The organism is Afipia sp. Root123D2, from assembly GCF_001425835.1.
GTDB lineage: Bacteria > Pseudomonadota > Alphaproteobacteria > Rhizobiales > Xanthobacteraceae > Afipia.
This window is the reverse complement of record NZ_LMDP01000003.1, coordinates 131,692-152,820: the sequence shown is the minus strand read 5'-3', so window position 1 is coordinate 152,820 and position 21,129 is coordinate 131,692. Positions and strand designations below refer to the sequence as shown.

17 protein-coding genes are annotated in these 21,129 nt (G+C 58.6%); 10 read left to right on the top strand and 7 right to left on the bottom strand.

All coding sequences use genetic code 11. The annotated features are described in order from the left end of the window. Positions 1-34: 34 nt before the first annotated feature. Positions 35-1,203, bottom strand: a protein-coding gene (locus ASC80_RS15945; RefSeq protein ID WP_102770881.1) for an IS3 family transposase whose coding sequence is annotated in 2 segments (ribosomal slippage) — positions 35-939 and positions 939-1,203 — 1,170 coding nt in all. Because the reading frame shifts where the segments join, the coding sequence is not laid out codon by codon here. A 164-nt stretch (positions 1,204-1,367) separates the two neighbouring features. On the opposite strand from ASC80_RS15945, the gene ASC80_RS15935 reads away from it, so the two are divergent. The 3 genes from ASC80_RS15935 to ASC80_RS15925 all read left to right on the top strand — a co-directional run bounded on the left by ASC80_RS15935 (position 1,368) and on the right by ASC80_RS15925 (position 4,617). Beyond that, positions 1,368-2,729, top strand: coding sequence for an ABC transporter substrate-binding protein (locus tag ASC80_RS15935; RefSeq protein WP_056300829.1), 1,362 nt, complete (start codon positions 1,368-1,370; stop codon positions 2,727-2,729). A 32-nt stretch (positions 2,730-2,761) separates the two neighbouring features. Next, the gene (locus tag ASC80_RS15930) at positions 2,762-3,634 is read left to right on the top strand and encodes a carbohydrate ABC transporter permease (protein WP_056299328.1); all 873 of its coding nucleotides are present in this window, start codon (positions 2,762-2,764) and stop codon (positions 3,632-3,634) included. Positions 3,635-3,792: 158 nt separating this feature from the next. Then, positions 3,793-4,617, top strand: a complete 825-nt coding sequence (locus tag ASC80_RS15925; protein WP_056299325.1) for a carbohydrate ABC transporter permease — start codon at positions 3,793-3,795, stop codon at positions 4,615-4,617. 86 nt (positions 4,618-4,703) lie between these two features. On the opposite strand, the gene ASC80_RS15920 is transcribed toward ASC80_RS15925, so the two are convergent. Further along, the gene (locus ASC80_RS15920) at positions 4,704-5,432 is read right to left on the bottom strand and encodes a FadR/GntR family transcriptional regulator (protein WP_056299323.1); all 729 of its coding nucleotides are present in this window, start codon (positions 5,430-5,432) and stop codon (positions 4,704-4,706) included. Positions 5,433-5,634: 202 nt separating this feature from the next. Between ASC80_RS15920 and gor the strand changes: the two genes are divergently transcribed. The 7 genes from gor to glcF all read left to right on the top strand — a co-directional run bounded on the left by gor (position 5,635) and on the right by glcF (position 15,325). Further along, positions 5,635-7,020, top strand: a complete 1,386-nt coding sequence (gene gor, locus ASC80_RS15915; protein ID WP_056299321.1) for a glutathione-disulfide reductase — start codon at positions 5,635-5,637, stop codon at positions 7,018-7,020. 216 nt (positions 7,021-7,236) lie between these two features. Continuing rightward, positions 7,237-8,793, top strand: a complete 1,557-nt coding sequence (locus ASC80_RS15910) for a class I adenylate-forming enzyme family protein (RefSeq protein ID WP_056299318.1) — start codon at positions 7,237-7,239, stop codon at positions 8,791-8,793. Positions 8,794-8,818: 25 nt separating this feature from the next. Next, complete coding sequence (locus ASC80_RS15905) at positions 8,819-10,273, top strand: NAD-dependent succinate-semialdehyde dehydrogenase (RefSeq protein ID WP_056300824.1); 1,455 nt, start codon at positions 8,819-8,821, stop codon at positions 10,271-10,273. 127 nt (positions 10,274-10,400) lie between these two features. Further along, a complete protein-coding gene (locus tag ASC80_RS15900; protein ID WP_056299315.1) occupies positions 10,401-11,270 on the top strand; it encodes a VOC family protein in 870 nt (289 codons plus the stop codon). 87 nt (positions 11,271-11,357) lie between these two features. Then, on the top strand, positions 11,358-12,794 hold the full coding sequence (locus tag ASC80_RS15895) for an FAD-linked oxidase C-terminal domain-containing protein (protein WP_056299312.1): 1,437 nt from the start codon (positions 11,358-11,360) through the stop codon (positions 12,792-12,794). Between the two features lie 15 nt (positions 12,795-12,809). Then, positions 12,810-14,000 carry a glycolate oxidase subunit GlcE gene (gene glcE / locus ASC80_RS15890; protein ID WP_056299309.1) on the top strand — a complete coding sequence of 397 codons (1,191 nt, stop codon included), beginning with the start codon at positions 12,810-12,812 and terminating at the stop codon, positions 13,998-14,000. A 17-nt stretch (positions 14,001-14,017) separates the two neighbouring features. Beyond that, on the top strand, positions 14,018-15,325 hold the full coding sequence (gene glcF, locus ASC80_RS15885) for a glycolate oxidase subunit GlcF (RefSeq protein WP_056299308.1): 1,308 nt from the start codon (positions 14,018-14,020) through the stop codon (positions 15,323-15,325). A 27-nt stretch (positions 15,326-15,352) separates the two neighbouring features. On the opposite strand, the gene ASC80_RS15880 is transcribed toward glcF, so the two are convergent. Genes ASC80_RS15880 through ASC80_RS15860 form a run of 5 tightly spaced genes read right to left on the bottom strand, consistent with a single transcriptional unit; the run spans position 15,353 to position 20,985 of the window. Next, entirely contained in the window at positions 15,353-16,393 is a 1,041-nt protein-coding gene (locus ASC80_RS15880; protein ID WP_056299305.1) for an ABC transporter ATP-binding protein, read from the bottom strand. Continuing rightward, complete coding sequence (locus tag ASC80_RS15875; protein ID WP_244487300.1) at positions 16,390-17,331, bottom strand: ABC transporter ATP-binding protein; 942 nt, start codon at positions 17,329-17,331, stop codon at positions 16,390-16,392. Before ASC80_RS15875 ends, ASC80_RS15880 begins: the two co-directional genes overlap by 4 nt. A 60-nt stretch (positions 17,332-17,391) precedes the next feature. Beyond that, positions 17,392-19,089: an ABC transporter substrate-binding protein gene (locus tag ASC80_RS15870; RefSeq protein WP_056299300.1), complete on the bottom strand. Its 1,698-nt coding sequence runs from the start codon at positions 19,087-19,089 to the stop codon at positions 17,392-17,394. 33 nt (positions 19,090-19,122) lie between these two features. Next, entirely contained in the window at positions 19,123-20,025 is a 903-nt protein-coding gene (locus ASC80_RS15865) for an ABC transporter permease (protein ID WP_013500412.1), read from the bottom strand. Positions 20,026-20,028: 3 nt separating this feature from the next. Next, positions 20,029-20,985: an ABC transporter permease gene (locus ASC80_RS15860; RefSeq protein WP_056300823.1), complete on the bottom strand. Its 957-nt coding sequence runs from the start codon at positions 20,983-20,985 to the stop codon at positions 20,029-20,031. Positions 20,986-21,129 lie beyond the last annotated feature (144 nt).

The window sequence follows — 21,129 nt, the reverse complement described above, 5'->3', positions numbered from 1 at the left end:
TGGCCTGACCCCATAGGGTGGTCCGGTTTCAATCTTAGTTCATGATCGGCCTTGGGGCTATTGCCTGGGCAGATGACGGTGCTGCTCCGCTTGCTGGCGCAGGCCAGATGATGGCCTCGGGTGCCGGTGGCTTGTATCCAAGCGACGAGTGTGGCCTCTCGGTGTTGTAGTACCGCCGCCAGGCTTCGATGATGATCTTGGCCTCGGCGAGGCTGTAGAAGATCTCACCGTCGAGCAGTTCGTCGCGGAGCTTCGAGTTGAAGCTCTCGCAGTAGCCGTTCTCCCAAGGGCTTCCAGGTTCGATGAACGCTGTCTTTGCGCCGACGGCTACGATCCACTCCCGTACAGCCTTGGCGATGAACTCCGGGCCGTTGTCGGAACGGACATGGCCGGGCACACCACGCAGGATGAACAGGTCCGACAGGGCGTCGATGACGTCGGTCGAGTTGAGCTTGCGATCGATGCGGATTGCAAGGCATTCCCTGGTGAACTCGTCGATGATGTTGAGCATGCGGAATCTCCTGCCATCGTGGGTCCGACCCTCGACGAAGTCATAGGACCAGACATGGTTTGGATGCTCGGGTCGAAGCCGGATGCACGATCCGTCATTCAACCAGAGCCGCCCCTTCTTCGGTTGCTTCTGGGGAACCTTCAGCCCCTCCCGCCGCCAGATCCGTTCGACACGCTTGGCGTTCACCGTCCAGCCTTCAGACCGCAGCATCGCCGTGATCCTGCGATAGCCATAACGGCCATAGCGGGAAGCGAGCCGGATGATGTCGGAGGTCAACGCCTCTTCATCGGGCCGGCCTTGCGGCTTTTTGCGCTGGGTCGAACGATGCTGGCCGAGAACCTTGCAGGCAAACCGCTCCGAGACAGAGAACTTCGCCATGACACGATCGACGCAACGGCGACGGCGAGCGGGGCTCAGAAGTTTCCCGAAGCAGCCTCTTTCAGGATCAGCTTCTCGAGTGTCAGGTCCGAGACCGCCTTGCGCAGCCGGTCATTCTCTTTCTCGAGCTCCTTCAGCCGCTTCACCTGGTCACCCTTCAGGCCACCGAACTCCTTGCGCCACCGGTAATACGTAAACTGCGTCACGCCGATCAAACGGACCGCTTCTCCGACAGAACGACCTTGCGACAACAGAACATCGACTTGGCGCAGCTTCGCCACGATCTCTTCGGGTTTGTGCTTCTTCTGGGGCATTCCAACGTCCTCCTACGGCTCAATAGCCTACTTCAGGGAGGACCACTTTTCAGGGGGCAAACCAACTTTTCCTCAACAGACGTTGCACCTCTTCTCGCGCAAGAGCGGCAAAACATTGAAGCAGACGTCAGCAACCACCGAAAATGGCAATGGGAGAGAACTTCATGGACAGGCTCAGCTTAAGCGTGTCGGGCTCCGAGGGTAATGGGAGCGGTATTGACCGACGGCGCTTTCTCAAAACGACGGCCGGCGCAGCGGCCGGTATCGCTGGCTCACTTTCCGCGCCCTATGTCAATGCACAGTCCGGCATAACGCTTCGCTTTCTAAACGCTGAAACGACCGCTGCGAGCCAAACGGTTCTGCGCAATGCGTGCAATGAATACCAGAGCAAGTTCGGCGTAAAAATCGTCGTCGACTCTACGCCGATTAGTAGCGGTTTTGCAAAGTCGATGGCGGCCATCAATGCTGGCACTCCGTACGATATTGCGACGGCCGGATATATTGCTCACATTTTGCAATACGCGATGGCCGACCAAATTGTGCCGTTGACGGATCTCGTCAAAAAATACTCGTGGGGCAAGCAGGGGACTTGGTCATACAAGGGAGAGAACTGGTTCTATCCCTATGACTACAATTTGGTGACGGTTTTCTACCGAAAGGATCTGTATCAGGAAAAAGGCTTGAAGGTTCCCAAGACATGGGCCGAGTTCCTTGAGAATTGCCGAGCGCTGACTGTCACGAAAGATGGCAACATCGAGCGGGGCGGCTGCGTCATTCCACTGGCGAGCGACAGTGCCACCAATTGGGCGAGCTTTGGCAACCTGTTTGCAGAAGCGCCGAAATTCTATGACGACAAGTGGAACGTGGTTCTCGATGCACCGGAGAATGCCGGTCCGACCGGCCGCTTTCTCGATCTATATGCCGACCTTTATAAAACGATGCCGGCTGGCATGAATACGGTCAGTTATGCTGAGCTGATGAGCCTTTTTGCGACGGGGAAGGTTGCACATACCGTTTATTCGGGCCGGGTGGTCGAGGCGCTCGAAGCTCGCAATCCAGACCTTGCGAACAAATATGGTATCTTCGCTTCCCCGGACAGCACAGGTAAGCAGGATGCACTGTCCTTCGCCTTCGATGGCTTCATTCTTTACAAGACTAAGCAAACCGAGGCGGCCTATAAGTTTCTAAAATGGTTTATTGACGAGCACTATATCGATTGGCTGCACTCCGCCTGGATGAACTTCCAACCGGCGCGGTTGGACATTTACGACGATCCTCGGTGGAAAAATCATCCGATGATTCAAAAGCATTGGGCGACGATGGAGCAGATGAAGTCATTCATTGATGAAGGCAGCAAAACGGTTCTTAACTCAGTGGATATGACGGGTCCGTCGATCGATCTGCGGCCGTGCAAGCTTTTCGATGCGAACATTATGCCGGAGATGCTGCAAAATCGGGTTCTCAGGAATATGTCGTCGAGTGATTGCGTAAAGGCCGCTGCCGATCGAATCCGAAAAATCAGCTGAGCATCGGAACTGGCGACAGGAGAGGCCACGTCATGCGACAGGACTGGCGAATTATCGGTTTGTTCATAGGAAGTGTATTGGTGCTCGGTGCTATTGTTGGCGGGCCTCTCCTCTATTCGATTAAGCTCTCGTTCTACACGGCGTCATCATTCATCGACCAGCCGCGATGGGTAGGACTCGGCAACTATCTGAAAGTGCTTAGCGAGCCGCTGTTCTGGGGCTCTCTGTTGAACGGGATCACGATCGCCATTTCGGCGATCGTGCTACAAGTCGTCCTCGGTATAAGCATTGCGCTTGTTCTCAACAGGCAGTTCGTGGGGCAGACTGTTGTGCGAGCATTGTCGATCGTACCGTACTTCCTTCCGACGGTCGTCGCCTGCCTCATCACGCAATGGATTCTCGACCCAAACTACGGCCTTCTCAAAAGCATCTTTGCGTCGTTTGGATATGGAATGTTCGACTGGGGAGGTGATGCAACAAATGCGAAGGCGACTATTGTCCTGGTCAGCGTGTGGATCTGGACGCCGTTCGTTGTGACCTGTGTTCTTGCCGGCCTTCAATCGATTCCGTCCCAGCTATACGAAGCAGCTCGCGTTGATGGTGCCGGCGTTTTGAAACAGTTCTGGCATATCACGCTGCCGGGATTGAGGTCCGTGTTGATCGTTGTCATCCTCCTGAGAGGGATCTGGATGTTTAACAAATTCGACGTGATCTGGCTGCTGACGAAGGGTGGACCGTTGAATGAAACCGAGACGCTTCCGACGTTGGCTTACCGGAAAGCATTTCTCGAGTTCGACTTGGGAGGTGGGGCCGCCGTCGCTACCGTCTCGTTCTTGATGTTGGCGTGCATTATCCTGATTTATCTCCGATTCTTTCCGATTGACGAAGCGAAACAGGGGCGATGACGATGCCGGTTCAAAATCAAAGCCGCGCTGCTGCTGCTGTCGTCGTTGGTTCACCGGCGGAGCGGACGTCACGTGGCGTAAGTGGCGCAGGGAAAGCTATTCCAAGTGTCTCGTCGTTGGCCTCAAGCAATCAGAGAAAGAAGGATCAAGGTAAGTCAATGAAGGAAATCGCCGCGCGCGTGGGCTTGTATGTCGCGGTTATCCTGATCTGCATCTATTCGTTCTTCCCGATCTATTGGATGATCCTCTCTAGTCTGCGGCCGCCCGAGAAACTGTTCCTTGACACGTCACTGGTGTTTTGGCCGCCGGACCTGAGTTCATACAAATCGCTCTTGCAGCTTACGAACTATCCGGCGAATTTTCTCAACAGTGTCCTGATGGCTATGGCCACGATCGTCGTGGCGACGACGCTGTCGTCATTTATTGCCTATGGCGCGACGAGGCTGCGTTTTCGCGGAAAGACGACGCTGGTTGCGTCGATGCTATTCGCTTACATGTTTCCGCCGTTGATGCTGGTCATTCCGATGTCAGCCCTATTCCGTATAGCTGGTTTAGCCGACAGCTTGTGGGGCCTGCTAATCGCTCACCTGGCGATTTCGCTGCCGCTGGCGGTGTGGCTGCTATGGGGCTTTTTCAAATCGATGCCGTTCGACCTGGAGGAGGCAGCAATGGTGGACGGCTGTTCCCAGTTCGGCGCCTTCATCAAGGTGGTCCTTCCGCTTTCAGCCCCCGGCTTGATTACGGTCGGCATCTTCTCGTTTCTGCTGTCCTGGGCAGACTACGTATTCGCGCTCATCCTCATCATGAGTGATGATCGCAAGACATTGCCCGTGGGGTTGGCATCAATGCTTGGCGCGCAAGATCTGCGTTGGGGTGAGATACTCGCCGGCGCAACCCTTATTGCTCTGCCGTTGTTCGTCATCTTTATGTTCTGCTATCGATATTTCGTCGCAGGGCTGACGGCGGGTGCGCTAAAAGGTTAGGCTCTGTTCGAGCGAAGCACGGGCTCGTGCTTCGCGCTACACTGGGGTATTTCGCGTAGAGATGGCGGACGGGATGGCCGGGAAGACTAACGTTTTGTGACTTTGGTTTCTCCTAAAAGCGCTTGCCACGCCTCCCCTGTTCGCGAGAGGTGAGCGTTCATCTGTTGTTCGGCTTGGCCTACCCGCCGCTCTTCAATCGCTTCCAAGATGGCGCAATGGTCCTCGTAAGATTGTCGACCTCGATTATGGTCGGCAAAGTAGACCTTCCGTCGATGCCTGGACAGTTCGTAGAACGATCTCGCCACGCGCAGCAAAATGTCATTCTTGGTGGCGGAAAAGATCGCAAGATGGAACGCCTCGTCCTCGCGCTCTATGCTTTGCTTCTTGGATAGGCGCTTGTTGGTCTCTTCAAGTATGGCATTGATCTCGCGGATGTTGTCCGCAGTCCTGCGTGTGCAGGCCAACCTGACCGCCTGCCCCTCGAGCATACGGCGGACCTCCATGACGTCGGCGATTTCCTTGGCCTCGAATGGAACTCCGGATTCGGCATACAGCACGAGAGCATCGATGCTGCTCTCTTCAATCTTTCGCAGATAGATTCCAGAATTTGGGCGCCGTTCTATCACTCGCATGGTTTCAAGTGCGGCCAGAGCCTCTCGAACCGCGCCGCGACTGGTGTCGAACTTTTCCGCAAAGTCGCGTTCTGATGGCAACCGTTCGGAGGGCTGATAGCGGCGCTCACGGATGAAGGAAAGGATTTTTCCGATGGCGTTCGAAGGAGCCTCAAGCTTGTCGGTTCGATTTCGCTCAGTCATCTAAAATATCCTGCCTGGTCCTGCCGACCACTTGATTTCGATTTCCTCGGTAGCTAATCATGGCCGGCCAAATTGGTCGACCAGTACTTTGGAGGAATCTTGAGGATCTCGGTCGAATCCGCCCTGCTTCAGTAGATATCAGGTTGAGGAAATTGAAGCATCTGAAACCCGCCAAATCCACCTAAAGAATTGATTTCCTAGCATGGACAGCTTTGAGACGGATCTGTTTGTCATAGGTGGCGGCTCGGGCGGCGTGCGCGCCGCGCGGATCGCCGCTGGCCATGGCGCCCGCGTCATGATCGCCGAGGAATATCGGATGGGCGGCACTTGCGTCATTCGCGGGTGCGTACCTAAGAAACTATTCGCCTACGCCTCGCATTTCAGCCACGACATCGCGGATGCCGCGGGCTTCGGCTGGACCGTTCCGTCGGCGACGTTCGACTGGGCCACCCTGATCGCCAACAAAGACAAGGAGATCGCCCGGCTGGAAGCGGCCTACACCGCCAACGTGGAGAAATCTGGCGTGCAGGTGATCAAGTCGCGCGCCGTGTTCGAGGACACGCATACGCTGGTGCTCGACGGCGGCAGGAAGGTGCGCTCGAAGTATATCCTGATCGCCACCGGCGGCGCACCGAACAACGGCAAGACCATTCCCGGCATCGAGCATGTCATCTCATCGAACGAAGCATTTCATCTACCCGAATTGCCGAAGCGGATCCTGATCCAGGGCGGTGGCTATATCGCGCTGGAGTTTGCGTGCATCTTCTCGGGCCTGGGTTCCCTCGTGACTGTGGTCTATCGCGGCGACAACATCCTGCGCGGGTTCGACGACGACGTGCGCGCCCATGTCCGCGCCGAGATGGAGAAGGATGGCATCACCGTTCTCACCGGCTGCACCGTGGACAAGGTCGAGAAGCACGGCGACGAGTTCACCTCGCATCTGTCGAACGGCTCCAGCGTCGCCTCCGACAAGGTGATGTTCGCCATCGGACGTCATCCCAACGTCGCCAATCTCGGGCTCGAGAAGGCGGGCGTCGCCATCAACCCGAAGAATGGCGGCATTGCCGTCAACGAATTTTCGCAGACCTCGGTGCCGCACATCTATGCGGTCGGCGACGTCACCCATCGCTTCAACCTGACGCCGGTGGCGATCCGCGAGGGCCATGCCTTCGCCGACACCGTATTCGGCAAGCGCGAGGTGAAGGTCGATCATGCCGATATTCCAACCGCCGTGTTCACGCAGCCCCAGGTTGGCACCGTGGGCCTCACCGAGGCGCAGGCACGGGCGCAGTTCGCTATCGTTGATGTCTACAAGGCCGCGTTCCGCCCGTTGAAGGCGACACTGTCCGGCAGCGAGTCGCGGGTGTTGATGAAACTGGTGGTTGACGCGGGGAGCGACCGCGTCGTGGGTTGCCATATCGTTGGATCGGACGCGGCCGAATTGGTTCAGGTCATCGCCATTGCCGTAAAGATGAAGGCTACCAAGGCGGACTTCGACGCCACTATGGCGCTGCACCCGACCTCCGCCGAGGAACTGGTGACTATGCGTACCCGCACTGCACGTTACGTGCGCGACGCGGCGGCTTAGAAAGCTCAATTTCGATCGATTGTACGAGTTCAGGCCGTTGGCGCGCGCCGTTATGCGGCGGCGCTCAAAACGCACTTGACAACACGAGTGTGATCATACCAAACTGGTCGGACCAATATCGGTGACAATCCAACAACAGACTAACCTCGTCATCCGCGGCCGCTTGTAGTCGAGGAGCTGGATGCGGAAGTTCTGGCGAAGAAGATCGGGCCCGCCATGGAAGTGGATTATTTGACTAGCCTGCCGCGACGCATCCACCTCATTGTGGATGAGGGGGCCAAAGCAGGAGCATCCCGGCCGGCTCTTACTGACGAGCGGGGCATCGTTTGGTCCTATCGGAGACTGATTGATACGATCGAGGCCGTTGCAGGTGACTTGGCGCGTCTAGGGATCCGTCCCGGTGATCGGGTCATGGTGGTGGGCGAGAACTCAATCGGCGCCATCGTCCTTATGTATGCGGCGAGCCGGCTTGATGCATGGGCAGTGATGACGAGCGCACGGCTCGGCCCGCACGAACTGGGCGCTATTGAGAGTGACTGCAAGCCCAGACGCGTATTCTATACGCATGGAATATCAGTGGAAGCAGATGCTGCGGCGTGCCGGCGCGGCGCGGAAGCCGAATCGTTCACGGGGATTGGAGCGATCAAGGTCGGGAAGTTAGAGGCGAGCGCCGTTCCCGAGGAGGTCTATGAGGATCCCGCCCGTCAGGTTGCAGTTCTCATCTACACGACGGGGACTACCGGTCGCCCGAAGGGAGTGATGCTCAGTCATCGCAACCTCGCTTACGTGGCGGGCCGGGGCAAAAGAACCAACACGCTCTTTCCCGAGGACGTCACACTTTGCGTTATGCCGATCTCTCATTCGTACGGATTGACGTTGCTGCAAAGTATGTTGTTTGTCGGCGCGCACCTGCGGATCATGCCGAGGTTCTCTCTCACGCAAGCAATCGACGCCGTCGTGAATGGTTCGTTGACCACCTTCAATGCCGTTCCTGCGATGTTGTCGCGGATCATCGCTTACGTCGATCAGAACAATATCAAGCTCACGCCCAATAACCTTCGTTATGTCTATACTGGAACGGCACCGCTCGATCTCTCTCTGCGACAGAGCGTCGAGCGAGTGTTCGGCGTGGTGCTTCATAATGGTTACGGGCTGACCGAGACGTCTCCAACCATCAGTCGGACGCTGTATGCCATGGGAAGCAACGAAATCAACATCGGACCCCCAATCCCGGGAATCGAAACCAAGATCGTCGGACCTGATGGGCGGGAAGTACCCGATGGCGAAGCGGGCGAACTGCTCGTTCGCGGGCCCAATGTGATGTTGGGGTACTATGGTCAGCCGGACAAGACCGCCGAGGCGATCGATCGCGAAGGATATTTGAAAACCGGAGATATCGTCAGCCGGTCGCCCGGCGGCGAACTGGTGGTCCAAGGACGGTCCAAGGAGCTAATTATCAGGTCCGGCTTCAACGTCTATCCGCCCGAAATCGAGGCTGTCCTCAATTCTCATCCGGCGGTTCTCAATTCCGCGGTAGTCGGGCGATCAATCGAGGGTAACGAGGAGATCATCGCTTTCGTTGAGCCGACCCCTGGAAGCACCATCGAAGTGGCCGAACTGCTCGCGCTCGTGGAGCGGCAGCTTGCACCATACAAGAAGCCGCAGCAGATCATTGTCTTGCCGCAACTTCCGGTAGCCCCGAACGGGAAGATTAGAAAGCACGACTTGAAAAAGCGTGCCGAGGAGTTGCTGTCAGCGGCTACCTCAGTTTAACGAATTATAGACCGGACGGATGGAAATGGTGACAAGTCGCGAGCAGATGTACCCCGATACAAAGTTGTTCATCGATGGATCCTGGCGCGATGGAACGAGCGGAAAGGTCGAGCCCATCCTGAATCCGGCGACGGGAAAATTGATCGGAACGGTTGCGCACGCGTCTATCCCCGATCTCGACGACGCACTTGAATCGGCCGTGCGCGGGTTCGAATTGTGGCGGAGGACGTCTTCCTTCGAGCGATACAAATTGATGCGTGGGGCTGCCGAAAAGCTCCGCGAGCGAGCCGCCTCAATCGCGCGTATCATGACGCTCGAGCAAGGCAAGCCGCTGGGCGAGGCGAAGATGGAGGTGTTGCTCGGCGCAGACATCATCGACTGGTTCGCGGAGGAGGCGCGTCGATCCTACGGTCGGACCATTCCGTCTCGTTCCGGCGCCGTACAGCAGGTCGTGATCCGCGAGCCAGTTGGGCCTGTCGCCGCCTTCACGCCGTGGAATTTTCCGATCAACCAAGCCGTCAGAAAGATATCAGCTGCGATGGCGGCCGGGTGCTCCGTGATTCTGAAGGGACCCGAAGAAACGCCGGCAAGTTGTGCAGCTCTGGTCAATGCTTATGTCGATGCCGGCTTGCCCTCCGGTGTCCTCAATCTCGTTTTCGGTGTGCCGTCCGACATATCGGAATACTTGATTGCCCACCCTGTCATTCGCAAGATTTCGTTCACGGGTTCGACGCCAGTCGGGAAGCGGCTTGCGGCTCTCGCTGGAAGTCACATGAAGCGCGTTACGATGGAGCTAGGTGGACATGCGCCTGCGCTAGTCTTCGAGGACGCAGATGTCAAACAAGCGGCAAAATTGCTGTCCGCGGCAAAGTTCAGGAATGCCGGCCAGGTTTGTGTTTCTCCGACCCGGTTCATGGTCCATGAACGGGTCTACGACGACTTCGTTGAACAATTCACCGCTGCTGCCAAAGCTCTCGTCGTCGGCGACGGCCTCGACGAAGCGACCCAAATGGGACCACTAGCTAATCTCCGTCGAGCCGAGGCGATGGACGCGCTGGTCTCGGACGCCGTTCAGCGCGGCGCGCGCATCCGGACAGGTGGGAGGCGCCTGCGCAACGATGGCTTCTTCTTTCAACCGACGGTTCTGACGGACGTGCCTCTCGACTCGCGCATTATGAACGAGGAGCCATTCGGCCCTGTTGTGCCAATCGCGTCGTTCTCGACATTCGAGGATGCCATGGTCGAAGCGAATCGGCTCCCTTATGGCCTTGCTGCATATGCGTATACGAAGTCAGCGGCGACGATCGGCGCGCTCGGCTCGATCGTGGAGAGTGGAATGGTGTCGATCAACCACCAAGGCCTTGCCTTACCGGAGACTCCCTTCGGAGGAATCAAGGACTCCGGATACGGTTCGGAAGGTGGTACAGAAGCGATGGGCGCTTATCTCAACACTAAGTTCCTGACCCAGATGCACGGTTAGCATGCGCGATCGGCAATGCTGATACGCCGTCGCGGAGCATGCGTCGCGCAGGTCAAACCTCGCGACGGTCCTTCGCCGCGCCAGACTCTAGGGCCCAAAGATCCAACGCCTAAAGCGAGTTAGCGAAGTGTTGTTGACCATCGACCGCGTTCAGATCGCGACGCCGGATGCCAAAAGTGCCGCGGAGATGTGGCGTCGCCGATTGGGGGCGGAACAAGTCTCTGCGGATCGGGTCCGGGGATTGGGCGCCAAACGAGTGACATTGCGTGCCGGGACCGGCGAGATTGAGTTGTTGGAGCCGGAAGGCAACGGCGTTGTCGCGGACGAACTGGCAAGACGCGGGCGATCTCATCTATTCGGCGCCGGCGCGACCTCACTCGACCCGCGTGCACTGGTGCATCATGCCACGTCGGTCGGAGTTGAGCATCAGCACGAAAATGGCCAGGATTTTCTCCGGTTCAAAATCGAGGGGAAGCCGGTCCATTTCGTAATCTCTCCCCCGCGTACGGTGGAGCCGGTCGGCGGGATTGATTTCCTTTATGAGGTGACTTTGCTCGCGGCCGACCAGGCAGCCGCGGTAACGCGCTTCGCCGAAGTCTTTCGTCTTGATACACGGAATTTCGTGACGATTACCTCGGAGCTCTTTGGCTATACGGGCGTCCTCACTCTCTTCGCGCCTGATCGCCTCGACCGATTTGAAGTCATCACGCCGACGGACTTCACCAAGACGCTCGGCAGGTATCACGCCCGCCAAGGCTCGTCTTTCTATATGGCGTATGCCGAAAGCCGAGAGATCGGTCGCATCGAAAGATCGGCGAAGGCGGACGACGTGGGACACACGCTGGATCCGCGCGAGGAGAAGCGGAGCGGTCGAGATCCGGAGCAACTCTGGCTTCATCCTCCGGCCCTTGGCGGAATGATGCTAGGGCTATCGCGGCCGACGCTTGGTTGGCGCTGGTCGGGCCACCCTGAGAGGGTCGTGGCGTTAGTGCAATAGAAGCTCGATGGTGGATGCGTCGGGCTTATGTCGATTGCATCAGGCCGCGAATGACCCATCGGAAAATTATCCGATGACGAGGATACGATGAGCAAAATTAGGCTCACCGAACCAAATCGAGAAATCCTCGCGCGCCGAGATTCAATCATAAACGATCTAACCCGCCTTGTTGACCCCGCTGGGCTAATAACGTCGGCGGACGAGTGTCGGGCTTATGAGACAGATGCGTTGACGGCCTATCGCAAGATGCCGCTCGCCGTCGTCCTACCGAAGACGACCGAAGAGGTGAGTGCCGTTCTGAAATACTGTCACGACACCGGCGTCAAGGTCGTGCCGCGCGGCGCAGGTACGTCTCTCGCCGGCGGGGCAATTCCGAGTGAAGACGCCGTCGTTCTCGGACTTTCAAAGATGAATCGGGTGCTCGCAGTCAACTACGATGACCGCTTCATCCGCGTCGAAGCGGGAGTCACAAATTTGAGCGTAACGGCGGTGGTGGCGGAGAACGGCTTCTTCTATGGGCCAGACCCCTCCTCTCAACTTGCCTGCACGATCGGAGGCAACATTGCCAACAACTCCGGAGGCGCGCATTGCCTGAAGTATGGAGTCACGACCAATAACCTCCTCGGCGTAAGGATGGTACTGATCGATGGATCGATCATCGATCTCGGCGGTGACTATCTCGATAGCGCTGGCCTCGATCTGCTGGGCCTGGTCGTCGGCTCCGAGGGGCAGCTCGGGATAGTGACCGAAGCGACCCTCCGAATTCTGAAATCGGCCGAGGGAGCGCGCCCGGTTCTGTTCGGTTTCCCGTCTTGCGAGGGAGCGGGCAAGGCGGTTGCGGACGTCATTGCCGCCGGTATCATTCCCGTAGCCATCGAATACATGGACAAGGCCGCCATCGAGATCTGTGAGGCCTTCGCCAAGGCCGGCTATCCGCTCGATGTCGAGGCCCTTCTGATTGTAGAGGTCGAAGGGTCCGACGCCGAGATGGACGCGACGCTGGCGGACATCACCGCCATCGCTCGTGCGAATGGTGCGACGACAGTGCGCGAGAGCAGGTCGGCAATTGAGACGGCGGCAATCTGGAAGGGGCGGAAGTCGGCTTTCGGTGCGACCGGGCGAGTCGCTGACTATTTGTGCATGGACGGCACGGTGCCGACCGGCAAGCTGTCGTACGTTTTGGCGGAGATCTCCAAGATCGTACAGCGACACGGATTGCGTGTCGCGAATGTTTTCCATGCCGGTGACGGCAACATACATCCGCTCATCCTCTACAACGCGAACGATCCGTCGCAGCAGTCGAAGGCGGAAGCAGCGGGAGATGACATTCTCAGGCTCTGCGTTGAAGTTGGTGGGTGCCTGACGGGCGAGCACGGTGTCGGTATCGAGAAGCGTGATCTAATGGGCTGCCAGTTTGACGATGCCGATCTGGCTCAACAGATTCGGGTGCGCGCCGCGTTCGATCCGCGATGGCTGCTCAATACGGATAAGGTGTTTCCCCTCGATTTTCGATGTCAAGGTTAGGGTGACGGGAGTGTGATGACCGATTGCTATAAGCCGCGCGACGAGTGCGGACTGTCGTCTGCCATCAAGGATGCGGCCACAGCAAAGATGCCTCTCGTCGTGCGCGGCGCCGGCTCCAAGTCGGCGATGGGCCGACCGCTGGGTGGATACGCCATGTCTCTAACGACCGAGCGCATGCGGGGAGTCTCGCTTTACGAGCCGACAGAGCTCGTGATCGGTGCTTTGCCTGGGACGCCGGTTTCCGAAATCGATCGGATGCTCGCCAAGCACAACCAGATGCTTCCGTTCGAGCCGATGGATCATCGTGTGCTGTTCGGGACGAGCGCGGAGCCGACAATCGGAGGTATTGTCGCCGGGAATGTTTCGGGTCCGCGTCGTATCGCGGTCGGAGCTTGTCGCGACAGCCTGATCGGCGTTCGCTTGGTCACGGGCCGCGGAGACGTCGTCAAATCCGGCGGGCGCGTAATGAAAAACGTCACCGGACTCGATTTAGTCAAGCTGAACTGCGGTGCGTGGGGTACGCTCGGCGTTTTGAGCGAGGTCATCTTCAAAGTGTTGCCGAAGCCGGCGCGTTCCCTATCGGTGGGATTGGGCGGCATGAACGACACGACAGCGATTGCAGCGCTCACCGCAGCGCTCGGGTCGTCTTTCGCGGTGTCGGCGGCAGCGCATATTCCGGCGAGTATTGGGTCGGACTCGACTACGATCGTTCGACTCGAGGGTTCTGACGGCTCGGTAGCATATGGTGCCCGTGAGCTTGCCAAGCTGTGGCGCTCCTTTGGTAGGGCCGAGCTGATCGAAGGTGATGAAAGCGCGAACCTGTGGTTGCGCGTGCGCGACGCGCACTGGCTGGCTCAGCCAATGGATCGTTCCATTTGGCGGTTGTCCTTGGCCCCCTCCAAAGCGCCGCATGTTCTTGCCGACATCCGGCAAAAACTCGGCGTGCGCTATTTCTTCGACTGGGGCGGCGGTCTCGTGTGGCTCGCGGTCGTGGACGCTGACGATGCGGGAGCGTCGGTTGTCCGGGAAGCTATGGCGAATACCGGTGGGCACGCCACACTCGTACGGGCTTCATCGGAGATGCGCCACAGGATCGATGTGTTCGAACCGCTTCCTCCTGCGGTGCTCAAGTTGACGCAGGAAATCAAGAAATGTTTCGATCCTGACCGCGTTCTAAATTTCGGCAGGATGTACGCCGGTATCTGAGGCGAGGGCGGACTGGTATGCAAACAAACTTCTCGCTGACGGCCCTGGCCGATGCACATGTAAGCGAGTCAGAAAAAATCCTCCGTGCCTGTGTGCATTGTGGCTTTTGTACTGCGACATGCCCGACATACCTGCTTCTTGGTGACGAAGCGGACAGTCCGCGCGGGCGCATCTATCTGATCAAGGACATGTTGGAGGAGGAAAAGCCGGCGACCCCTCAGGTCGTCGAGCATATCGATCGATGTCTGACGTGTCTTTCCTGCATGACGACCTGTCCGTCCGGCGTGCACTACATGCACCTGGTCGATCACGCGCGAGCCCATATCGCCCGAACCTACACGCGTCCTCTGCCTGATAGGTTGCTTCGAGGCATGTTGGCGAAGGTGCTGCCGTTTCCGGGCCGACTTAGGTTGGCTTTACGCGTGGCTACCGTGAGCAGGCCGATCAGAAAGTGGTTCGCCAATCTTCCCGGCGGCACGCAACTCGCTGCGATGATTGAACTTTCGTCGTCATTCAAGCGAAGAAGGCCGACCCGAAGGTTACCGGGCGCGACCGTCGACAGGCCGCGCGGTCGGGTTGCGCTTCTGAGCGGATGTGCCCAGCAGGTCCTCGGCCAGAACATCAACGAGGCAGCAATCCGGTTGTTGACGCGTCACGGTATCGAAGTAGTTCAACCGATCGACGAGGGGTGCTGCGGAGCTCTCGTGCAGCACTTGGGATACGAAAGTCGGGCGCTGGATGCGGCTCGACACAACGTGGATGTATGGACGCGTGAAATCGAGAACGGCGGCCTCGATGCCATCGTGGTTACGACGTCCGGTTGCGGAACGGTCATTAAAGATTATGGCTTCCTACTTCGCAACGATAACGCCTACGCTCAGAAAGCCGCACGGATCTCGGTTCTAGCGCGGGACATCACAGAATTCTTGCATGAATTACCGCTTCAAGACGGTGTTCGGACTACCGGCCAGGTCGTGGCTTACCATTCGGCATGCTCGATGCAGCATGGACAGCAGGTTAGAGATCAGCCGAAGTCACTTTTGAGGCGAATGGGGTTTGTAGTGAGAGAAGTACCGGAAGGCCACATATGTTGCGGCTCCGCCGGAACATACAACGTACTGCAGCCTGAGATCGCCAATCGACTGCGCGCGCGAAAGGTCACCAACATTGAGAAGGTCAAACCGCAAATCATTGCGAGTGGAAATCTCGGCTGCATAACGCAGATTGGTGCTGGAACAGGCATTCCAGTCGTTCACACGGTGGAGTTGGTCGATTGGGCGATGGGCGGCCCGTTGCCTGACGTCCTAGGGAGGCGCTTGGGCTAGGTTCGGACAAGCGACCGCTCTGACATCCTAGTTTGGATTGCCATTTCCGTCCATCGCGGCTTCGATTGTCTTGTTGGCTGCTGCCTCATCATACAAATGGCAGGCGATCTGCCGATTGCCGTGCAACCGCAGCGGCGGAATTTCGCGGCTGCAGACCGGCATGGCGGACGGACAGCGAGGGTGAAATGGACAGCCGGGCGGGGGGGTGGCGACGCTCGGCACCTCGCCCTGAAGGAGCACGTGATCGCGGGCGCGCTCAATTTGCGGGTCCGGCACCGCTACCGCATCGAGAAGAATGCGCGTGTAGGGATGGAGCGGTTCGCCGTAGAGGTCGTCGCGCGTCGCGATCTCGACGATGCGTCCGAGATACATCACTGCGACCCGATCGCTCATGTGTCGGACGACGCCGAGGTCGTGCGAGATGAACAGATAGGACAAGCCGAACTGCTCCTTGAGGTCGGAAAACAAGTTCAGAACCTGGGCCTGCACTGAGACGTCGAGAGCTGAGACCGGCTCATCACAGATGAGCAGTTTCGGACGCAGTGACAGGGCGCGCGCGATGGCGACCCTCTGACGCTGGCCACCGCTGAGTTGGTGCGGATAGCGGTCGAGGAAGCGAGTACCCATTCCGACCGTATCTAGGAGTTCGGCAGCCTTCGCGCGGCGCTCGTTGCCCGATCTGCCGACGCCCTGAATCGCCATCGGTTCGGCGATCAGGTCGGCGATTGTCATGCGGGGATTTAGCGACCCAAACGGATCCTGGTAGATGATCTGCATCTCACGCCTCAGCGGTCGCATCTGGCGATGACTGAAGCCCGTGATATCGCGTCCGTCGAACACGACCCGGCCGCCGCTCGGCGGCGTCAGTTGTAGTATGGCCATGGCCGTGGTGGATTTGCCGCAACCGCTTTCGCCGACGAGCGAGAGAGTTTCGCCGCGCTGGAGTGTGAGGGATATGCCCTTGACAGCTCGAACGGTGGGGGCGCCCGTTACGCCGAAAGAGGTGGTGCTTGCATAGTCGACGCACAGGTCCGAGACATCGAGAATATTCGTTGCTACGTCGTTCATAGCGGATTCCAGCACGCGAACAGATGGCCGTTCCGCGTGCGGTCGTCGCCGCCAAGCGGAGGGCGTTCGTCGCACCGTTCGGTCCGACGTGAGCAGCGCGGTGCGAAGGCGCAGCCCCCGGTTCCGTCGGAGGGAGCGGGTGGCTGCCCAGCGATTGACTCGAGCCGATGAGCGATCGGACCGACGATCTTGGGCACGGAGGCGAGGAGGGCGTGCGTATAAGGATGACGCCCATCGCGATAGAGGTTCTTGGCCGCCGCTGTCTCGACGATGCGGCCGGCATACATCACGTTTACCCAGTCGGCGTAGCGCGCCACGACGCCGAGATCGTGCGTGATGAGAAGCAGCGCCCCGCCCAACCCGCGGGTAAGGTCAGTGAGAAGCGCCAAAATCTGCGCCTGTACGGTGACGTCGAGTGCTGTCGTCGGCTCGTCCGCGATGATGAGTCTTGGCTCGCAGGAGATCGCGATAGCCACCATGACGCGCTGGCGCATACCCCCACTGAGCTGGTGAGGATAGGCCTCGGCCTTGGTCTCTGCATCAGGGATGCGGACCTTCTTGAGCAGGTTGATCGCCTGCGCTTTGGCAGCGCTCCAGGACAGCCGGCGATGACGCACCAGCGGCTCGGCGATCTGGCGCCAGATGCGCAGGCTTGGGTTCAGCGCTGTCATCGGCTCCTGGAAAACGATGCCGACCTCGTTGCCTCGGATGTCCCTGATCTGTTTCGGTGACTGCGTCTGCATATCACGGCCGGAGAGGCGTATTTCGCCGGCCGTGATCTTGATCGGTGGCATTGGCAGTAGATGGGTGAGCGACATCGCCGTGATGCTCTTGCCCGCGCCGCTTTCGCCTACGAGCGCCACGACCTGGCCGGAATAGGCTCGGAACGAAACGTCTGCAACAGCGACCAACTCCGTCTTGCCTGACCAGATGCCCATGCAGAGCCCGCGCACATCCAGTATCGGGGGCCCCGACTTTTCCAAACTTCCGGGCATCGATCAGAAGCCCATCGACTTCTTTAGATCCTGATCGATCCAAGCGCGCGCCCAGATCGGCGCATCACGCCGAGCGGAGACCGAAATCTCGCCATAATAGTTTTTGACCCACGGCCACCATACCGCGAACGAGCGCGGCCTGGGCAGAAACAGGAATGGCGCTCGCGCGGTCATCTCATTGGTGAGCGCGGCGACGGCCTTCTTGACCTTGTCCGGGTCCCTCTCCTGCTGTATGGCGTCGAGCGCCGCATCGACCTTCGGGTCGTTGACGCGGGCAGTATTCCAGACGGACGAGGAGCGGAACAGTTTCTCGACTGAAGCGGTCGGATTGCTCATACCTACGAAATGCCAATAGCCGGGGCCGTGCTTGCCGGATGTCATCAGACTGAGGAACGCCCCATACTCCTTTGGCTCGATGATCATCTTTACACCGATTGCCGACAGATATCCGGCTACAATCTGTGCCTTCTTCAATTGGTCAGCGAAGGTCGGAACTTGAGCCTTGAACTCGAAACCATTCGCAAGACCCGCTTCGGCTAGGAGTTTCTTGGCCTTGGCCGGATTGTATTGGAGAACCTCCCGTGCCTCCTCCGACATCTTTTCGGCCGGCGTGAAATAGCCTTCCCAAGTTTCATCCAATGGCAGGTGTGGGAAATCAGCGTGGCCGCCATAGATCTGCTTCGCGATGGCGGCCCGGTCGACCGCGAGATTCAAGGCGAGACGTACCTTCGGGTTGTCGAAGGGTGGTGCATCGACCCGCATTGCCAGCGCCTCACCCGCATAGTCGGGGTGTTCGACGACTTTGATTTTATCTCGGATCGGTGCCAGCGATTTGAGCTCGTCCCAGCTAATATTCGTCATGACATCGATCTTGCCAGTGCGGAAGGCGGCTAGGCGTGTCTGTGAATCCGCGATCGTCCGCATCACAAGCTTATCGACGAAGGGAATCTTGTACGGTTTGCCGTCGATTTTCTCGCGGTCCCAGTACTCCTTGTTAGCCTGATAATCCCCGAAGGCCCCGGCCTCATACCGCGTCAGCCGGAAGGGACCTGTGCCGCAGGCATTCTGCCAGTTGCCAGCGCCGCCGTTGGGAGCCTCCGTAATCTCTTTGGGATAGATGCCGGCGTAGTAGCCGTAGCCGAGACGGTATTTCCACTCCGAGTTGTACTCCTTTAGGAAGAAGGTCACTTGGTGCGGTCCCGTCTCCTCGGCCCTGTCGATGAAGGAGAAATAGACTTTGTTCGCCTTCGGACTAGCGATGAGACGGTTATACGCGAACACGACATCCTTGGCGGTAAAGTCGCGCGCTTCCATGATGCCTTTGCAGGCCTGCCATTTCACGTTCTTGCGCAGGTTGACAACGATTGAGAGCGGTTTGTCGACGACCTCCCAGCTCTCTGCGAGTTCGCCGCGCAGCACGTCGTCGGAGAGCCAGACCTCGCTGAAAAAGTTGTTCTTTCCGCCGCCACGTACGCCCTTGCTTAGGTCGCCCACCATCAGCTGCTCCATATAGGGCCCCGCATCAATCGACACCTTCCAGTTCCAGTCGGCGGGATCCCACGACAACGCCGAAATCCCGGGGGAGTAAGGAGAGATGGTCAGCGTGCCACCGTATTTCGGCTCCTGTGCGCTCACGGCTTGGGTCGCAATTATAGCCCCGAGCGCGGCTGCCGCCATTGTTCCGAGATGTCCGCGTGCCATTCCTTGTTCCTCCCTAATGTTATTGTTGTTCGCTCAATTGCGGACTATTCCGCGCGGATCGAGAAGATCGCGGAGAGAGTCTCCGAAGATGTTCACGCAAAAAACGATCAGAGTTATCGCGAGGCCTGGGGCGGCGACCATCCAGACGTTCTCGAACATGTAGGGGCGGGCATCGCTCAGCATACGGCCCCACGCGGGTGCCGGCGGCGGCACGCCAAGACCAAGGAAGCTGAGACTCGATTCGACCAGGATCACGCCGCCGAGCCGCGTGGTGTAGAGCACGATGAGGGGCGCGGCGATCGTTGGCAGGATGTGCCGGAGAATGATGTGCCCGTTACCGGCGCCGAAGGAATGGCCCGCCTGCACGTAGAGCTGCTCGCGCGCCGACAGTACCGCGCCCCGTACGATGCGCGAACCGGCGACGCCGTAGAGGATGCCGAGGAGGGCGATGATTTGCACGATGCCGGGGCCGAGAACCGCGACGCCCGCGATCAGCACGATCAGGTCGGGAAAGCTCTGCCAAGTATCGACGAACCGCTGAACCAGGGCGTCGAGACGTCCGCCGAAATACCCGGACAGAACTCCGAGCGTGACCGATATGGCGAGCGATAGCAGCGCGGCGGTGATACAGACGATAACGGAAGTACGGGCTCCGTAGATGACCCGACTGAGGATGTCGCGACCGAGTTCGTCTGTCCCTAGTGGGTGGGACCAGGACGGCCCCTGCATCAGCGATGTAAGGTCGATCGCGTCGAAGTCGTACGGTGCGAGCCAGGGTGCCAGGAGTGCGCAGAGCACGATCGCGGCGAGAAGGCCGGCGCAAACCGTTCCGAGAATGTCCTGTTTAAAAAGGCGACTGAAGAAAGTCCGTACGGGCGCTGCCCAGGCGCCTCGGTCGGGACCTGCGTCGGTCTTCAGGGTCGAATTGATAGCCATGCGTCAGCCCTGACGAATCTTGGGATCTAGGAGGGCGTAGCTGATGTCGACGAGCAGGTTGATCGTCATTACGCCGACGCCCACGAGGAGAAAGATGCCGGTAATGACCGGATAGTCCCGCTGCGACACCGCCATCAGGAGTAGTTGGCCCATACCGGAGATCACGAAGATCTGCTCAATTACGACCGCGCCACCGATCAGCAGGGGCAACTGCAAGCCGACGATGGTTATGACCGGCAGAAGCGCGTTTTTGAGGACATGGCGCAAAACGACCGTCCGCTCGTCGAGACCCTTGCTCCAGGCCGTGCGGACATAATCCTGGCGCATGACTTCGAGGACCATCGTACGGGTCATCCTCATCGTCACTCCGGATAAGGCGATGCCGAGGACGATCGCGGGCGGCACCATCTGGCGGAGGCTAAGGAGGGGATCGTCGGTCAGCCCAACATATTGCGTGGTCGGCGCGATCCCCCAGAGAATCGCTGGCACGACCACCACTAATGTCCCGAGCCAAAAAGGCGGGACGGACAGGGCCGTGATGGCAAAGACACGGCCGAGATAATCGACCGGCTTGTTTTGCCGGATCGCCGAGATGATCCCGACGGGCAGCGCGATCAAGAGCGCGAATATCATGGCCAGCACGCCTAGATACAGAGTAATCGGCATGCGCTCGGCGACGAGGCGGGTGACGCTATCTCCCGTCCAAAGCGAGCGACCGAAATCTCCGTGGAACACAATCGAGCTGATCCAGTGCCAATATTGTACAAGGACCGGCTGATCGAGCCCGAGTGCCTTGATAAGATCTTCGCGGGTCTGGACGCTGGCCGAGATGTCGTTCTGCGACATCATCATGTCGATCGTGTTTCCCGGTATCAGGCGAATGGCCGAGAACACAATAACGCTCGCTAACAGGAACGTCGGCACAAGGGCGACAAGGCGACGAATTAGATATCTCAGCATGACGCGGTCCATTGGAGGGCGCGCTCACCATGCAGATTGGCTTGGTCCGACAGCACCACGCTCTTGTCCCTCTCTATGTGAAAAAGGCCGCTGAACGCCCGCTCATCAAAAAATGAGGTGAGTTCTCTATTTGCAGATCAGTTG

What these genes read in the sequence shown, in the direction of transcription:
- glcE (WP_056299309.1), top strand. Translation starts at nt 12,810, where the DNA reads ATGACCGATTGCTATAAGCCGCGCGACGAGTGCGGACTGTCGTCTGCC.
- ASC80_RS15865 (WP_013500412.1), bottom strand. Translation starts at nt 20,025, where the DNA reads ATGGCTATCAATTCGACCCTGAAGACCGACGCAGGTCCCGACCGAGGC.
- ASC80_RS15930 (WP_056299328.1), top strand. Translation starts at nt 2,762, where the DNA reads ATGCGACAGGACTGGCGAATTATCGGTTTGTTCATAGGAAGTGTATTG.
- ASC80_RS15905 (WP_056300824.1), top strand. Translation starts at nt 8,819, where the DNA reads ATGGTGACAAGTCGCGAGCAGATGTACCCCGATACAAAGTTGTTCATC.
- ASC80_RS15925 (WP_056299325.1), top strand. Translation starts at nt 3,793, where the DNA reads ATGAAGGAAATCGCCGCGCGCGTGGGCTTGTATGTCGCGGTTATCCTG.
- ASC80_RS15910 (WP_056299318.1), top strand. Translation starts at nt 7,237, where the DNA reads ATGGAAGTGGATTATTTGACTAGCCTGCCGCGACGCATCCACCTCATT.
- ASC80_RS15935 (WP_056300829.1), top strand. Translation starts at nt 1,368, where the DNA reads ATGGACAGGCTCAGCTTAAGCGTGTCGGGCTCCGAGGGTAATGGGAGC.
- ASC80_RS15895 (WP_056299312.1), top strand. Translation starts at nt 11,358, where the DNA reads ATGAGCAAAATTAGGCTCACCGAACCAAATCGAGAAATCCTCGCGCGC.
- ASC80_RS15870 (WP_056299300.1), bottom strand. Translation starts at nt 19,089, where the DNA reads ATGGCACGCGGACATCTCGGAACAATGGCGGCAGCCGCGCTCGGGGCT.
- ASC80_RS15920 (WP_056299323.1), bottom strand. Translation starts at nt 5,432, where the DNA reads ATGACTGAGCGAAATCGAACCGACAAGCTTGAGGCTCCTTCGAACGCC.
- ASC80_RS15860 (WP_056300823.1), bottom strand. Translation starts at nt 20,985, where the DNA reads ATGCTGAGATATCTAATTCGTCGCCTTGTCGCCCTTGTGCCGACGTTC.
- ASC80_RS15875 (WP_244487300.1), bottom strand. Translation starts at nt 17,331, where the DNA reads ATGGGCATCTGGTCAGGCAAGACGGAGTTGGTCGCTGTTGCAGACGTT.
- ASC80_RS15880 (WP_056299305.1), bottom strand. Translation starts at nt 16,393, where the DNA reads ATGAACGACGTAGCAACGAATATTCTCGATGTCTCGGACCTGTGCGTC.
- gor (WP_056299321.1), top strand. Translation starts at nt 5,635, where the DNA reads ATGGACAGCTTTGAGACGGATCTGTTTGTCATAGGTGGCGGCTCGGGC.
- glcF (WP_056299308.1), top strand. Translation starts at nt 14,018, where the DNA reads ATGCAAACAAACTTCTCGCTGACGGCCCTGGCCGATGCACATGTAAGC.